This is a genomic window from Desulfovibrio sp. 3_1_syn3 (genome assembly GCF_000145315.2).
Classification (GTDB): domain Bacteria; phylum Desulfobacterota; class Desulfovibrionia; order Desulfovibrionales; family Desulfovibrionaceae; genus Desulfovibrio; species Desulfovibrio fairfieldensis.
This window is the reverse complement of the sequence record NZ_ADDR02000001.1, coordinates 2,478,979-2,493,920: the sequence shown is the minus strand read 5'-3', so window position 1 is coordinate 2,493,920 and position 14,942 is coordinate 2,478,979. Positions and strand designations below refer to the sequence as shown.

11 protein-coding genes and 1 tRNA gene are annotated in these 14,942 nt (G+C 56.9%); 3 read left to right on the top strand and 9 right to left on the bottom strand.

Annotation, left to right across the window (positions count from 1 at the left end; translation table 11 throughout):
- Window positions 1–75: 75 nt before the first annotated feature.
- On the top strand, window positions 76–3,651 hold the full coding sequence (locus tag HMPREF0326_RS10585; protein ID WP_008683891.1) for a PEP/pyruvate-binding domain-containing protein: 3,576 nt from the start codon (window positions 76–78) through the stop codon (window positions 3,649–3,651).
- Between the two features lie 253 nt (window positions 3,652–3,904).
- Here HMPREF0326_RS10585 and HMPREF0326_RS10580 read toward each other — a convergent pair whose 3' ends face one another.
- From HMPREF0326_RS10580 to HMPREF0326_RS15580, 5 genes are all read right to left on the bottom strand, one after another.
- Window positions 3,905–6,964 (bottom strand): chemotaxis protein CheA, encoded by a 3,060-nt coding sequence (locus HMPREF0326_RS10580; protein ID WP_009301563.1) that lies wholly within the window; start codon window positions 6,962–6,964, stop codon window positions 3,905–3,907.
- Window positions 6,965–7,033: 69 nt separating this feature from the next.
- Window positions 7,034–7,402, bottom strand: a complete 369-nt coding sequence (locus HMPREF0326_RS10575) for a response regulator (RefSeq protein WP_008683895.1) — start codon at window positions 7,400–7,402, stop codon at window positions 7,034–7,036.
- 135 nt (window positions 7,403–7,537) lie between these two features.
- Window positions 7,538–8,128, bottom strand: coding sequence for a chemotaxis protein CheW (locus HMPREF0326_RS10570; RefSeq protein WP_232224929.1), 591 nt, complete (start codon window positions 8,126–8,128; stop codon window positions 7,538–7,540).
- A 68-nt stretch (window positions 8,129–8,196) separates the two neighbouring features.
- On the bottom strand, window positions 8,197–8,973 hold the full coding sequence (locus tag HMPREF0326_RS10565; protein WP_008683902.1) for a ParA family protein: 777 nt from the start codon (window positions 8,971–8,973) through the stop codon (window positions 8,197–8,199).
- 12 nt (window positions 8,974–8,985) lie between these two features.
- The gene (locus tag HMPREF0326_RS15580) at window positions 8,986–9,822 is read right to left on the bottom strand and encodes a CheR family methyltransferase (protein WP_050801240.1); all 837 of its coding nucleotides are present in this window, start codon (window positions 9,820–9,822) and stop codon (window positions 8,986–8,988) included.
- 220 nt (window positions 9,823–10,042) lie between these two features.
- Here HMPREF0326_RS15580 and HMPREF0326_RS16845 point away from each other — a divergent pair, with 220 nt between their 5' ends.
- Window positions 10,043–10,249: a hypothetical protein gene (locus HMPREF0326_RS16845; RefSeq protein ID WP_147568416.1), complete on the top strand. Its 207-nt coding sequence runs from the start codon at window positions 10,043–10,045 to the stop codon at window positions 10,247–10,249.
- Window positions 10,250–10,346: 97 nt separating this feature from the next.
- On the opposite strand, the gene HMPREF0326_RS10555 is transcribed toward HMPREF0326_RS16845, so the two are convergent.
- Window positions 10,347–12,284 (bottom strand): HEAT repeat domain-containing protein, encoded by a 1,938-nt coding sequence (locus HMPREF0326_RS10555; RefSeq protein ID WP_020990516.1) that lies wholly within the window; start codon window positions 12,282–12,284, stop codon window positions 10,347–10,349.
- Between the two features lie 26 nt (window positions 12,285–12,310).
- Complete coding sequence (locus tag HMPREF0326_RS10550) at window positions 12,311–13,378, bottom strand: protein-glutamate methylesterase/protein-glutamine glutaminase (RefSeq protein WP_008683908.1); 1,068 nt, start codon at window positions 13,376–13,378, stop codon at window positions 12,311–12,313.
- A 135-nt stretch (window positions 13,379–13,513) separates the two neighbouring features.
- Between HMPREF0326_RS10550 and HMPREF0326_RS10545 the strand changes: the two genes are divergently transcribed.
- A tRNA-Pro gene (locus HMPREF0326_RS10545) sits at window positions 13,514–13,591 on the top strand.
- Between the two features lie 148 nt (window positions 13,592–13,739).
- Here the strand turns inward: HMPREF0326_RS10545 and HMPREF0326_RS10540 are convergent.
- Window positions 13,740–14,591 carry an IS3 family transposase gene (locus HMPREF0326_RS10540; RefSeq protein ID WP_035072983.1) on the bottom strand — a complete coding sequence of 284 codons (852 nt, stop codon included), beginning with the start codon at window positions 14,589–14,591 and terminating at the stop codon, window positions 13,740–13,742.
- On the bottom strand, window positions 14,555–14,899 hold the full coding sequence (locus tag HMPREF0326_RS17620) for a transposase (protein ID WP_198012620.1): 345 nt from the start codon (window positions 14,897–14,899) through the stop codon (window positions 14,555–14,557). The genes HMPREF0326_RS10540 and HMPREF0326_RS17620 overlap by 37 nt, the downstream gene beginning before the upstream one ends.
- Between the last annotated feature and the right edge of the window lie 43 nt (window positions 14,900–14,942).

Genomic DNA, 14,942 nt, shown 5'->3' with positions numbered 1-14,942 from the left:
TATGGACAGTTTTGCATTACTGGTATATGTCGCATAGAAGAGCGCTTTTTCTTTCCCGTCATACCGGAGGAAATCATGGCTAAAAGTCCCGCCGCTAAAACAGCGCAGGCCAAGCCCAAAACCAATTCTGCCGAATTGATTCAGAAGAAGCTAGTGCTGACCGGCGCGGACATCGTGAAGCTCGGGCCCGAGGCGGAATTGCTTGTCGGCGGCAAGAACTATAATACGGCCCTGATCAGCCAGATTGAGGGCATTCAGGCGCCGCATTTTCGTGCGGTCTCTTCGCTGGCCTTTCATCGTCTGCTGGATGAAACCAAGGTCAATGGCCGTGTAGTGCGCTCTGTGGTGGATAAAGAGTATGGTCGCATTGACTGGAACGATCCGGAAATAAATCAGGATCCCGATTTCCTGCAAAAATTTGTACGCCAGTTGGGCAAGCAGAGCCATGACGCCGCCAAGGCCGAGGGAGAGCAGTCGCATACCAAATTGCGAACCTTTATCAATAATATTGTGGAAGGTTTTGCCACGTCTCCTGAGGGTATCGACCAGCTGCGCAAGCGCTCGGTGATGGTGCAGGCCGCCATTCTTTCCGTGGATATGCCCGCTGAAGTGGATGAGGCCGTGCGCGGGGCCTACAAAGCCATCTGTGAGGAAAACGGCGACGACATGACCCCTGTGGCCGTGCGTTCTTCCGCCGCCGGCGAAGATTCGCGCAAAAAAGCTTTTGCCGGTCTGCAAGATACTTATCTGAACATGGTAGGCGCGGATAAGGTGGTGGAAGCCTATCACTGGGACTGTTCCTCTGCTTACAATCTGCGCTCCATGACCTACCGGCGAGAAGCCATCCTGGACGCTCTGGCCCGTGCTGAAGAGACCGGCGACGAATCCATTGCCGAAATGGCAAAACAGGAATGGGCCATTGAGCATACGTCTCTCTCCGTCTGCATGATGCAGATGATCAATCCCGTGATTTCCGGCACGGCCTTTTCCGCCGATACGGCCACAGGCTGTCGGGGCACGGATCGCAAGGATCTGGTGAGCATCGACGCCAGCTATGGTCTCGGCGAGGCCGTGGTGGGCGGCAAGGTGACGCCTGACAAGCTCTATGTCTTCCAGCGAGACGACGGCAGCGAGGTGGTTATCCGCCAGATGGGCTGCAAGGATATGAAAATCGTCTATGACGAAAAGGGCGGCACGCGCGAAGTGCCCGTGCCCGAGCTGGAAGCCCTGCGCTGGGCTTTGTCTCTGAGCCAGGCTGAACGGGTTGCCAAGGGCGTGCGCGCCGTGAGCAAGGCCTACGGCGGCATGATTATGGATACGGAATTCTGCATCGACGCCAACGACAAACTCTGGTTCGTGCAGGCCCGGCCTGAAACCCGCTGGAACGAAGATCTGGAACTGCACCCCACCACCATTTTCATGCGTCGCCGCGAGGTGGACGCCAAGGCTGCGGCCGAAGCGGAAATTCTGGTGGAGGGCAACGGCGCTTCACGCGGGGCGGGTCAGGGCACGGTGCGTTTTCTGCGCTCCGCCCTTGAGCTGAATAAGATTGCCAAGGGTGACGTGCTGGCCGCTGAACGCACAGATCCGGACATGGTGCCGGGTATGCGCGTGGCCTCCGCCATCATGGCGGATGTGGGCGGCGACACCAGCCATGCCGCCATCACGTCGCGCGAACTGGGCATAGCGGCGGTCATCGGCATTCAGCGGGTGGACGTGTTGCGCGCCCTGGACGGCGCGGAAGTGACCGTGGACGGTACGCGCGGGCGGGTCTACCGCGGCTTGCTGCCCCTGCATCAGGTGGGCGGCGAAATGGACGTGGCGAAACTGCCGCCTACGAAAACCAAAGTGGGCTTGGTGCTGGCCGACGTGGGCCAGGCGCTCTTCCTTTCGCGTCTGCGCAACCATCCCCAGTTTGAAGTGGGCCTGTTGCGGGCGGAATTCATGCTGGGCAACATCAGCATCCATCCCCAGGCTCTGGAGGCCTTTGATAACGGCGAACTTGACGGTGTTGTCCAGGCCAAGGTCAAGGAGCTGGAGAATCGCCTTTCCAAGGTGTTGCGCGAGCAGATGGCCGCCGGTCTGATTGTCTTTAATTTCAATCTGCGCGAATACGTGGGTGAAATCACCGGCCTGTCCGCTGAGGTCAGCGCTCTGGCCGATGCCGACAAAAGCCTGAGCGCCGAGGAAGTCCTGCTGCAGCATCGCAAAATGCGCGAGCTGGACCACAAGATTGACCAGCATATGGAGATGGCCTCGCGCCGTATCGAGGTGCTGAAGACCTCGCCCGATCTGGCGGATCATGTGCGGATCATCATGGGCTACGACGACGAACTGGCCCTGCTGTCGTCCGCTGATCCGGAATCGGCCAAGCGCGCTGCGGAAATCGAAGCCAGCGTGGAAGCGCATGTGCAGCGGATTCAGGATCTGCCCGCCGTGGTCAAGCTGCTGGAAAACATCCTCCATCTGCGCGAGGAGATTGGCCTGCGTACCGGGCTTAAAAAGGAAATGGACGATGTGCGCAACCTGCCGGAAAAAATCCGCGGCCTTATCAAGGCGCGCGGTTTCCGCACCGGCAAGGAGCACTATGTCCAGACCCTGGCCCAGAATCTGGCCCTTTTTGCCATGGCCTTCTACGGCAAACCCATTACCTACCGCACCACGGACTTCAAGAGCAACGAATACCGCAACCTTCTGGGCGGCAATCTTTTCGAGCATCAGGAAGCCAATCCCATGCTGGGTTATCGCGGCGTGTCGCGGAATATCCATGACTGGGAAATAGAGGCCTTCAAGTTGGCGCGCGGCGTTTACGGCGGCAGCAATCTGCGTATGATGCTGCCCTTTGTGCGTACCCTTGAGGAAGCCCGCTCCATGCGCTGCTATCTGGACCAGGTGCACAAGCTCAAGAGCGGCCACGACGGCCTGAAGATCATCCTCATGTCCGAACTGCCCTCCAACGCCATTCTGGCGAAGCAGTTCGTCAGCGAGTTTGACGGCTTCTCCATCGGTTCCAACGACATGACCCAGATGGTGCTGGCTACGGACCGTGACAACGCGCGCCTTGCCCATATTTATGATGAAGAGGACCCGGCGGTGGTCTGGGCCATCCTGGTCAGCATCTTTACCGGCCAGAAGTACGGCAAGAAGGTGGGCTTCTGCGGTCAGGGCGTTTCCAACAGCGTCATTCTGCGCGGCTTGGTGGCTATTGCCGGGATTACCTCGGCCTCGGTGGTGCCGGACACCTATTACCAGACCGTCTTTGACATCGCGGCTGTGGAAAAGGAAAACATCCCCACTTCCCAGCTCGGCAAATGGCTTGGACAGCAGCACCATAAGCGGCTGGCGGAGCTTATGGAAACAGCCGGTTATGGGCATATTCTCAAGAAATACACGGAACCGCAGGACATTCAGGAATGGTACGAAGGCGAGCTGCAGCGGCGGCATGAACAGTTGCGCGAGCATCTGGACACGCCCAAGGAAGGCTTCTACCGCGCCGAGTTGCAGAGCTTCCGTTCCACCTTCCACAAGCCGGTGATCTACGCCACCTGGAATTGGGACGATACCGTGCTGGATGCCCTGCATCAGTCTGGTTTTGAGAACTTCGATGAGCAGGCCAAGGCGTTGGAGATCTCCCGCGAGCTGAATGCCTAACCTTAGAGCAAATTGACTTTCAAAGTTAACCTTTTCTAAAAAAGAAACATACTGAAAGAGGCCTGGACCCTGTGGGGTCCGGGCCTCTTTTCTTTAGGAAGGTGGTTGGCTTGTTCGCGTCCGGCGATCATGGAAAAACGTGTAAGCACCCGCGCCTGTCACGCTATGCGCGAGCGGCTTGAATTTCTGCTGCCACAGGGGAGGAATGAGAGGGGCGACAGATGAAAAGGGGAGCTTGAGCTCCCCTTCATTGTTATTGCTTTGCCGTGGCGGCAAATTGTTGCTGCTGTTTGCCCTGGTCTCCGCCAGGCCCCATACTCACGGCCTTGGAGGTGGACATGAGGTAGATCTCATGCGGGTCAAGGATCAGAATCACGGAGCCGTCGCCCATGATAGTGGCCCCGGAAATGCCTTTGAGATCGCCAAGATACGCACCCAGGGGTTTGATGACGATTTCCTGGCGTTCCAGAAGTTGATCCACGACCAGACCCAGACGGCGTTCATTATCATGGATGACCACCACGGACAGGACATCGGGCAGAGGGTCGGTACGCGGCAGGCCGAGCATTTCCGAAAGTTCCACAATGCCCAGCACTTCGCCGCGCAGTGTGACGGCCTTACGTCCCTTGACGTCGGTGAGACGTTCAAATTCTATCTTGGTGGTTTCCGACACGGCGTCCAGCGGAATGGCGTACATCTGGCCGGACACATTGACCATCAGAGCGTCGATGATCGCCAGGGTCAACGGCAGGCTCAAGGTGAAGCGCGTGCCCTTGCCCACTTCGGAATAGGTGTTGACGCTGCCTTTGAGATTTTTGATGTTGGTGCGCACCACGTCCATGCCCACGCCGCGCCCGGAAATATCCGTGATTTTTTCGGCGGAGGAGAAGCCCGGCGCGAAAATCAGTTCCATGGCCTCACGGTCATCCAGCTGAGCCGCTTCCTCGGGCGTGATGACGCCCTTGCGGATAGCTACTTCGCGCATTTTATCCGGGTCAATGCCCTTGCCGTCGTCTTCAATCTCAATGGCGACGGAATTGCCCTTGTGAAAGGCGCGCAGGGTGACCTTGCCCTTGGGCGCCTTGCCCGCAGCAAGACGCACGTCTTCCGATTCAATGCCGTGGTCCACGGAGTTGCGGATCAGATGCACCAGAGGATCGCCGATAACCTCCACCACGCTCTTGTCCAGTTCCGTTTCTTCGCCTTCCATGATCAGATCGACTTCCTTGCCGCTTTTGCGCGAAAGGTCGCGGACCAGGCGGGGGAAGCGCGAAAAGACCGAAGAAACGGGCACCATGCGGACTTTCATGATGGTGTCCTGCAAATCGTCGGAAATACGGGCCATGGCGTAGGTGGTTTCCGAAAGGCTCTGGGCCACTTCCGAAATATTCACGTTCTCGCCGCCGCCTTCAAGGGAACGGGCAATAAGGGTGTAACGGTTACGGTTGATGATCAGCTCGCCGATCAGATTCATCAAATGATCAAGGCGCTCGTGATCTACGCGGATAGTGGAGGAACTCTTGTGCGCTTCACCCGCCGGAGCGGCAGCCGCCGCTGCCTTTGCGGCGGAAGTCATGGGTTTGGGCTTGGCGGCGGCCGACGCGGGGGCGGGAGCCGTTTGGGCGGCTGGGGCCGGAGCGGAGGGAGCTGATGGGTTTGGTCGCGCCGAAGTTTTAGGCGTGGGCTCGGTTTTGACTTCTCCGGCAGGCGAGGGAGCGGATTGCTGCTTGGCCGACTCCGGCTTGGGGGTCGCCGTTACGGCGGAAGTCGACTGAACTTCGGAAGTCTTGGGAGAGGTCTCGGGTGCGGAAGAGGCTTCGGGAGTCTGGGCGGATGAACCCGCGTCAGCACTGATTTTACCTTCATCCAGCGCCTTCTGCACCATATCGTCGATAATGCTTACTTCCTGGCTCAGCAGGTCAACCATCAGTCCGAAATCAATGCCGCTGACGCGGCCCTGATCCACAATGCCCGCCGTGCGTTCAGCGTAGACCTTGATTTCCGTCTGGCCCACAAAGCTGCAGGCGTTTCTGACGGCGACAAGACAACGGTATACAGCGTCTATGGATTCCTTGTGACTGCCGTCTTTTTGCAGGGTTGCCAGAGCGGCGCGGATGATTTCGATCTGCTGGCGCACCGTCACGCGAAAAACTTCGGCGTCGTCGCCCTCGGAACCTACGGGAATAATGGTGGGATTGACCACTTCCACAGGCGCGGCCTCTTTTTCCGGAACCTCGTCCTGCGTGTCGCTGCCGTTGTCCGCCATGCCGGGCGTCCCGTTCTGGGCAGCCAGCAATTCTTCGGGCAGAGAAATAGCGCCCCCGGCCAGAACCTGCTGTAACTGTTTGATGACCGGGCTGGTGTCGAAAGGCGTGGCTTGGCCGCTGGCGACCTCGATTTTTTGCACCAGGCCTTCCATCACGTCCGCAACCAGCAGGAGCAGGTCAATAAGCTCATGGCTGGGCGTGATTTTGCCCTGGCGCACATTGTTGAGCAGCGTTTCGGCTTCATGGGTCAGGGCATTGAGCTCATTGTAGCCGATAATGCCGCTGTTGCCCTTCATGTTGTGGAAAAAACGGAAGAGATCGTTGACCAGATCGTCCCGGCCGGTGGGGTTTTCTTCCAGTTCCAGCAACCCGTCATTCAGGCTCGCGATAATTTCATAGGATTCGTCGATGAAATCCTTGAGATGGCCTTCGCCAAAAGCGGTAAGCGCGTAGGACTCGCGACAGGGCAGAGCGGCGACCCATTCCTTGGTGCTCAGACCCGGGCTGTCATTGTCTTCAGCCGGGCTTCCTGCAGACTGTGCCGATGCCTCGGCTTTCGCCACCGGTTCGAGAGCTTCGGCGGCAAGCGGAGTGTCTCCCATCGGAGGCGCGGCCTCTTGCGGCGCGGCGGGTTCCGGTTGGGGCGTGCTGTCGCCGGCCATAATGGCTTCGATCTGCGCCATGATGTGCTCGATTTCCACATCGCCTTCGGCATTGGTGACTTCGAGATTGTCGATCATCTGGCGCAGGGCGTCCGTGGAGGCCAGGATTACATCCATGATCTCCGAGGTCACCACCATGCTGCCTTTGCGCAGTTCATCCAGGATATTTTCGGATTTGTGAGCCAGCTGGTTGATACGGTTCAAGCCCAGAAAGCCGGAAGCTCCCTTGAGAGAGTGCATGGGCCGGAAAATATCGTTGAGCAAGGCCAAGTTGTCCGGAGTTTTTTCAAGCTCCAGCAGATTCGGCTCGATGGTTTCGAGGTGTTCCTTGGCTTCAGCGATAAAATCCGCGAAAAGTTCCGGATCAAAAAATTCCTGGCTCATACCCATACCTTCGTTTGGCTGAAAGAGCAGAAGTGCTCCAGGTGGGGCACATACTGCTTTTCTTATCGGCTAGCCAAGAAGCATCTTTATGTTCCGGACCATTTTTTCCGGCTGGGCGGGTTTGACCATGTACAGGTTGGCTCCCAGGCTCATGCCGGTCTGGATGTCCTGTTCCTGGCCTTCGGTGGAAAGCACGATGATGGGGATGTCCTTATAGGCGTCCTGCGTGCGAATGGTCTTGATGAAGGTGAAACCGTCCATACGCGGCATATTGACGTCTGAGACGATCAAATCCACCGGCTCAAGGCTGTACAGTTTTTCAATGGCGTCCAGCCCGTCTTCGGCGGTACTGACTTTGAAGCCTTCGGACTTGAGCACAAAAGCCACCAGATTGCGGATGGTCTTGGAGTCATCAACGACCATAATGTGTTTAGGCATAATTCGTTCCTGTCCGTCATATGTGGGACTGTCATGGATTCCGGAATATATCTGGACACGTTAGTCAGTCTTTGTCACTTTTGCAAGCAGGTCTTTCTGAAAAAATTATTTGTAATGATGCAAAAACACAGCATATCAGGTTGCAAGAAGTTTTTGTACAATCATGTCAGGAGCAAGAATGCCGCATACATGATCATTTATATCGGCTATCCCGCATAAAAAATCCGCACTGGTGCCCAGCTGAACTTCGGCATTCCAGGTTATTTTATCTTGTTCAACAGTATGCATAGTTTGCACTTTGTCGATAATCAGACCTAGTTGCATTTGTTCAGCGGTGCAGACAATGATGAAACTCTGCGGCGTGTAGCGATAGTCCCGCTCCAGGGTGAGCAGGGCGTCCAGATGGAGCAGGGGAGTTACGCGCCCGCGCAAGTTAACGACCCCGGCCACAAACTGCGGGGCCAAGGGCAGCCTGACCAGTGGCATATGCCGCAATACTTCCTGAATGGCCGTCACGGGCAACAGAAAGGTCTGCTCCCGCACAAAAAATGAAACCATCTGAACGCGGGCTTCGTTGCGCAACCTTTGCTTCAGTGAAAGCTGTTGCGTCGTCGCCGCTGCCTCTCCGGCGACCGGCAACGCCGCGTCCGGTTCCAACACGGGCAGACCGGCCAGAGCGTCATTGCCGAGATACTTCTGGACGAAAGCCTGTTCAGCGTCGCTCAACCCGTCGTGCGTGCAACGGGAATCCAGTGCCTCAAAGCACTGGTCGGAAAAATATTCTTCCGGCGTCTTTACCATAAACCGAGCACTTCCTCAGCCAGGGCGTCATAACTCAGCGCGCCCCTGGATTGCGCGTTAATATCGTAAATAGTGCAGCCCAAGGCGCTGGCTTCGCGAAAATGCGTGTCCACGCCGATGATTGTTGTGAAGAGGGCATGTCCCATTTTGCGCCGCATCAATTCCAGCACCCTGGTGCAGGCCTTGGCCCTTTTATCATACATGGTGGGCACCGCCCGATAACGGACGGGAGTCGGCAGCACCTTGTTCAACGTGTGCAATGTGTCAAACAGTAATTTAAGGCCGTGCAAAGCCAGAAAATCCGTCTGAATGGGGATAATCAGCAGGTCGGCCGCCACCAGGGCGTTGACCAGCAAAATGCCCACATGCGGCGGACAATCCAGCACCACAAAGTCATAGCCGTCCGTGAGGCTGCATAAGCTGCGGGCCAGTACGCTGCCCTTGGCGCGGCGCTCCCGAAAATCCACTTCCAGCTCCGAAAGACGGATGCTTCCCGGCGCGATATCCATCCCCTGCAAGACCGCCGGGCGGATGAGCTCCGGCCAGATTTCAGGCCAAGTGCCGTCCCGCGCCAGAAAAATATCATACAGGCTGGTGCGCAGTTCCTCCGGATAAATCTTGGCGTGCAGCGTAGCGCAGGCATGCGGGTCAAGATCCAGTAGCAGGATCTTTTTACCTCGGCGTGCCAGCGCGCTGCCCAGCGTCAAGGATGTGGTGGTTTTGCCCACCCCACCTTTCTGATTAGCTATGGCCAGAATTCTCGCGCCCATGACGGCATGGCATCAACCCAGTTTGCGGTAGACGATTGTACCCTTGTGATGCTCAAGTTGGAACGCTCGGCTGATATTGTGCAGCGATTCCGAATGGCCGATGAGCAGCGCGCCGCTGGGTTCCAGATTATCGTAAAAGGCATTGATGACCTTCCGCTTCATTTCGTCGTCAAAGTAGATGATGACGTTGCGGCAGAATACGATCTGCGATTTCTCCACCCGCCGGAGCTGTTCCTTGTCGCTCAGGTTGATCTGCCCGAAGGAGATGAGCCGCTTGAGCATGGGGTCCACTTTGTAAAGATTGCCTTCCTTCCCGAAGTAGGTGGAGACAATTTCCTTGGGCGTGGTGCGCAGGGCGTATTCATTGTACACGCCGCGCCGGGCCGCGGCGAGCACGGCTTCCGAAAGGTCGTTGGCCGTGATCTTGATGTCCCAAGTGCGGATGTCGCTCTTAAGCACCTCATGCAGGATGATGGCCAGCGTGTAGGGTTCTTCGCCCGTGGAACAGCCGGCGGACCAAATTCTCAGCTTCTTCTGGCCGGACTTTCTGCATTGCTCCAGGGTTTCAGCCAGCACGGACTTCTGGAAGACCTCCAGTTGCGGTGGATTGCGGAAAAAACTGGTTTCATTGGTGGTGACCACCTCAAAGAGTTTGTTCAGCTCCTTGCGCCGATTGGCGTCGAAACGCAGAAAATTGTAATATTCATTATAACTTTTGAGGTTCAGTTCCTTGATCCGGTTGGAGAGCCGGTTTTCCACAAGATATTTGCGGTTTTCGGCAATAAAGATGCCGCATTGCAGATAGATGAAATCGCGCAGCAGCACGAATTCCTCGTCGGAAATTTGCAAATCCTTGCGAAAGGGCGAGGTGGCCCGGAACGCGGGAACCGTCTGCCCCTGTGGCCGGAAGGCCGAACCGGGCTGCAGCGTCGGGCGCTGGGGTTCGGCGGTCTGCTGACGGAGCAGGGAAGGACGCGCTGTTCCGTCCGCCCTGGCGGCAGGCTTGGCAAGGGAACGAGACGTCGTCTGGCTCTGCCTGTCCGCTGGCGTCTGACCGGCGGGTCGGAAAGTGGAAAACGGGCGCGTGCCGGTCTGGGGAGCGGCGGGTGTACTTTGCGCGGATCTGAACGGCGAGCTCGCAGGTGCGTCAGCGGCCGGGGCAGGCGTTCTGAAAGCCGATCCGGGCTGGTTTTGTCCGGCGCCGGAAAACGCGGATGGCTGTCTGGGCTTGTACAGCGAGGTGGGCCGCTCCGCCGCGCCCGTGGCGGCGGGTTGAGCGCCGGGCTTATTCTCGGAAGCCTCTGCCTTGGAGTCCGATTCGCCGTTTTTGAATAAGGACGTTTTGGGAAAAAGCGTGGGAGGGGTAGCCATAATTACTCCTGTTCCGCCTGAATGGCGGCCACGGCATCAGCCGCCGCATGCTGGATTTCGAGATCTTCGTGATCCATCATGCCCAGCAATACGCTGAAGGCGACATTGCCGCCGATCCTGCCCAGCGCTTCAATGATCTTAAAAGCGATCATGGGACTCGCGTGTTCCAGCATCTGCGCCAGGGTGGGCACGGCTTCGGTATTTTTATTCACGCCCAAGGCTTCAATGGCGCGGATACGTACCCAGTCGTTCTCATCCCTGAGGGCGGTGACCAGATGCGGCATGACCGCCGATGTGCCGATTTGCCCCAGAAGATCCACCAGTGCCACGCGCACATCTTTGTCTTCGTCAAACAACCGGGGCAGCAGGCGAGGCAGATAGCGCTCCGCCGCGCCCCCCATATTCAGAAAGGACTCCACCGCCACCCGGCGGATGGCGGGATCCGCGTCCTCCAAAGCTTCCGTGATTTCCGAAAGGTTCTCGGACACGCTGTAACGCCCCAGAGCATACACGGCCATCATGCGCTGTATGGCATCGTCGCTGCGGAAGCGCTCTTTGAAGCGCTCGTTCAACTTGGAACTGTGCAGGTTGATGCAAGCCTCCAGGGCCATTTCCTTCACGTCCACATAGCGGTGTTCGAGCTGGCTGAAGACCACGTCCTCCACGTCCGGACAGGTATGCTGATTGCCGAAAAAGACCAGCGCGCTTTTAAGCACTTCGGCGTCTTCGCATTCGTCGATGATGGAGAGAAAGAAGGGCATATCGTCGCAGCTGCCCAACTGCGCCACTTCCGCCACGGCGGCGCGTTGCAGTTCGCGGCTCACGCGCCAGAAGAGGTTCTTGATTTCCTCCACCGGGCGGTGGTCGTCCATGAGCTGGCAGGCTTCCATGGCGATCATGATCCGATTTTCGTCCGCGCTGCGCAAGGCGTCGCGCACAATATCGTTGTAGCCGATGGAAGCCAGGGCCCTGATGGCGGCTTCATACAGCTCGGCCTTACGTTCCGGGTCCAGCTCAGATGCCAAGTCGAGGATGGCGCTGCTGGCCTCTTCCTTGCCAATGGCGCTGAGGCCCTGCAGGGCGGCCATCTGAATATCCTCGTCATTGTCGGAAAGCGCATCCAGGAGGTAGGCGCGCAGGCGCTCCTGGGATTTGGCGGCCAGGAGGGAGAGCGAGCGCCCGCTCAGAATCTGGACAATGGCCTTGACGATCTTGTGGCGCAGAATCACGCTGACGTTTTCCAGAGAATTGAACAGCAGAGGGATGGTTTTGATGTCGCCCAGACCGCCCAACGCGTCAATGATGGCCGAGCTGACCAGCATGGAAGATTGCGGCAGCAGTTGCACCAGAGCGTTGATGGCTGACGGATCCTTGATTTTGGCCAGGGCCTCCACCACGGCAAACTGCACCCATTCCTCATCGTGCATGGCCTGGCAGAGGTCGCCCACGGACTCGGGGAAGGCCAGGTTGCCCAGACTGACGGCCGCCTGGTAGCGCACATTGACTTCCGGATCCTTGAGCAGCGCGTCGCCGAGCAGCAGCGCGGACTGGTGGCTGCGGCAATAACCCAGAATATCGGCGATGAAGATGCGCAGGTCGGGATCGTCGTCGCGGAGGTAGGGCTGCATGCTTTCAATGCTGTCCACCCCGATTTCCCGCAGGATGTCCATGGCTACATTGCGCACCGGCGCTTCGTCGCTACGCAGCAAAGGCAGCAAAGCCTCAATGGCTTGCGGCCCGCGTATTTTGCGCAGGCCGTATTCCGCGGCTTCCTGCACGCCGATGTTTTCGCTTTTGATTCGTTCGCAGAGCAGAGGCACAGCCTCTTCCATGCCCATATCGCCCGCGCTGAAAGCCGCGCTGCGGGCGTTGTCGTTATCACCGGATCGAAGGGCTTCGAGAATCTGCGCCGCGCTGTATTGCGAATTTTCCATGCTCATAGTGGGGTATCCTGATGAAATACGGGTCAGCCTTTGACCGTAGAGATAATGGCTTGAGCTATATCGTCGGCATCCAGAATCAGATTGGCGAGTCTGGCGTCCACCACGGCCTTGGGCATGCCGTAGACCACGCAGGATGCCTCGTTCTGGGCAATGAGGCAGCCACCCTTTTCCTTGAGAATACGGGCCCCTTCGCAACCGTCGGAACCCATGCCCGTGAGCATGACCCCCATGGTACGGCGCCCAAGACAGCGCCCCGCCGTTTCCATGAGCACGTTGACTGTGGGCTTGTACAGCGCGTCGCGCGGCTCATCGGTCACGGCCACTTCGGGCAGGGGGCCGCGCATGCGCACGCCGATATGCTTGCCGCCCGGGCAGACATAGGCGTGGCCGTTTTTAAATTTGTCGCCGTTGACCGCCTCGGAAACCGAGATTTTGCATACGCTGTCCAGGCGCTTGGCAAAAGGACCGGTAAAGGTCGCCGGCATATGCTGGGCGATGAGGATGCAGGCCGGAAGATCAGCGGGCAGGGCGGAAAGAACTTTCTGCACGACCGGCGGTCCGCCCGTGGAAACGCCGATGACCACCAGATCGCGCGGTCCGTGGCAGGGCGTCTGGACATAGTCCGCAGGTTGCGAAGGTTGGCTGCGATGGGCAAGAGGTTGCACGATATGGTTGATGCGGCGGTATTTCAGCTTCACGATGGTTTTTTTACGGGCAATCGCCTTGACCTTGCGACGCAACTCGTCCCCGAAACAATCGCGGTCGTTGCTCATGGTTTTGAGAATAAAATCCAGAGCCCCGTATTCCATGGCTTTCAAGGTGCTTTCAGCGCCGCTTTCCGTGAGCGAACTGACCATCAGCACTGGCATGGGGTGCGTTTTCATAAGTTCCTGAAGGGTCGCCAGGCCGTCAAGACGCGGCATTTCCACATCCAGAGTCATGACGTCGGCATCCAGCTCTCCGGCTTTCTGCAGAGCCTCCTGGCCGTCGCGTGCCGTACCGGCCACTTTGATTTCCGGATCCTGCTCCAAGAGGGAAACCAGGGCATGGCGCATGAAAGTTGAATCATCCACAACAAGGACACGGATCATAAAAACGCTCGCTCCGGAATGAAGTTTTCCCGCGTTCCGAGAATACATCGGCCATGTTACGCCAGGAGGGTTGATTTGACAAACAAAAAAAAGCCTTGCCAAATGTATTCGTCCGGCGTAAAGTGCCTTTCTTAACGGGATGTGGCTCAGCTTGGCTAGAGCGCAGCGTTCGGGACGCTGAGGCCGCGCGTTCAAATCGCGCCATCCCGACCAGGAAATTCAGGGCTTGCGTATCCACGCAAGCCCTTTTCCATAAGGGGCTTTAGCCAGTTGAGCGAGCGTTTGCGAGAGAAACAGAAATCCACCCGCTAATGGTCTGACCCCTGTCAAGTAGACAGGTAAAAATCCCCCGGGGCAACGATTACGCGGCCAGCTTTTCTCGGTACTCTACCGGGGAAAGCTGGCCGAGCCTTTTCTGAAACCGTTCCTTGTTGTAGAAGAGGATATATGCTTCTACCAAGGCAATAGTTTCATCCTTGGGTAACGGTTGGTTGTCTGTAAATAATTCTGTTTTGAGATGAGAGAAGAATGACTCCGCACAGGCGTTATCCAGGCAGTTCCCCTTACGGGAATGGCTGCCAAGAATCTGCAAACTGCCAAGCCGTTCCTGATATGTCTTGTGGGTGTATTGAAAGCCCTGATCAGAGTGCAACACGGCTCCAGGCATGGCCGGAAGTCTAGACAGTGTGGCAAGCACCAGTTCAAGGTCATTTCTGGCTGAGAGGCTGTATGCGATAATCTCGTTGTTGTGCAAATCCTGCACTGCCGACAAGTAAATAAAACCGGAGCTTGTCGGCAGATAGGTGATATCTGTCGCAAGTTTTTTACCGGGAACATCGCTTTTGAAGTCATGGCCAAGGAGATTCGGAAACACAATACTGCCCGATTTGCCAACGTAACGGCGTTTTTTACGGATAACCGATTGAATGCCAAGTTCTTGCATCAAACGATGAACTCGCTTATGATTTACGATAAGCCCTTCACGATGCAAAGTTGTCGTTATACGACGATATCCGTAGAAGGGGCGTAATGAGTGAATCGCTTTAATGTACTCCACGATATCTTCATTGTTGTCTTGCTTGGGTACACTCTTCTTCCATTTATAATATCCAGACCTGGATAATCCCGAATAAGACAGCAAAATTGACAACAAATGCCGCGTCCGCAATTCATCAATTATTCTGAAATGCTGCCACTTTTGTCTGCTCCCCATTCGTGCCCGAATCTGGAGCGATATAACTTTTTTAAGTAATCACGTTCCGCCTTCACATAGGACAACTCTTCTTCAACAGATGCGAATTGAGTGCGAGGTCTCCCTCTGCGAGAACCCGTTGCCTTGCCGCGTCCATCTTCGAGAGATTCGCATCGCTGAAATTTGGTTACCCATTCACGGAGTGTTTTCTTGTCTTTCAGGCCAAGCTCATCCGCCAACTGCTGATAGCTTCGCCCTCCTTCAAGGTAGCGCCGTACAGTTTCTTCCTTGAAGGAGGGCAAATAAGTCGTCTTCTTTCCGTTTGCCATGCAAGCCCCCATCAGGGTTCTAAAGTTTGAACCTAGAGGGGCT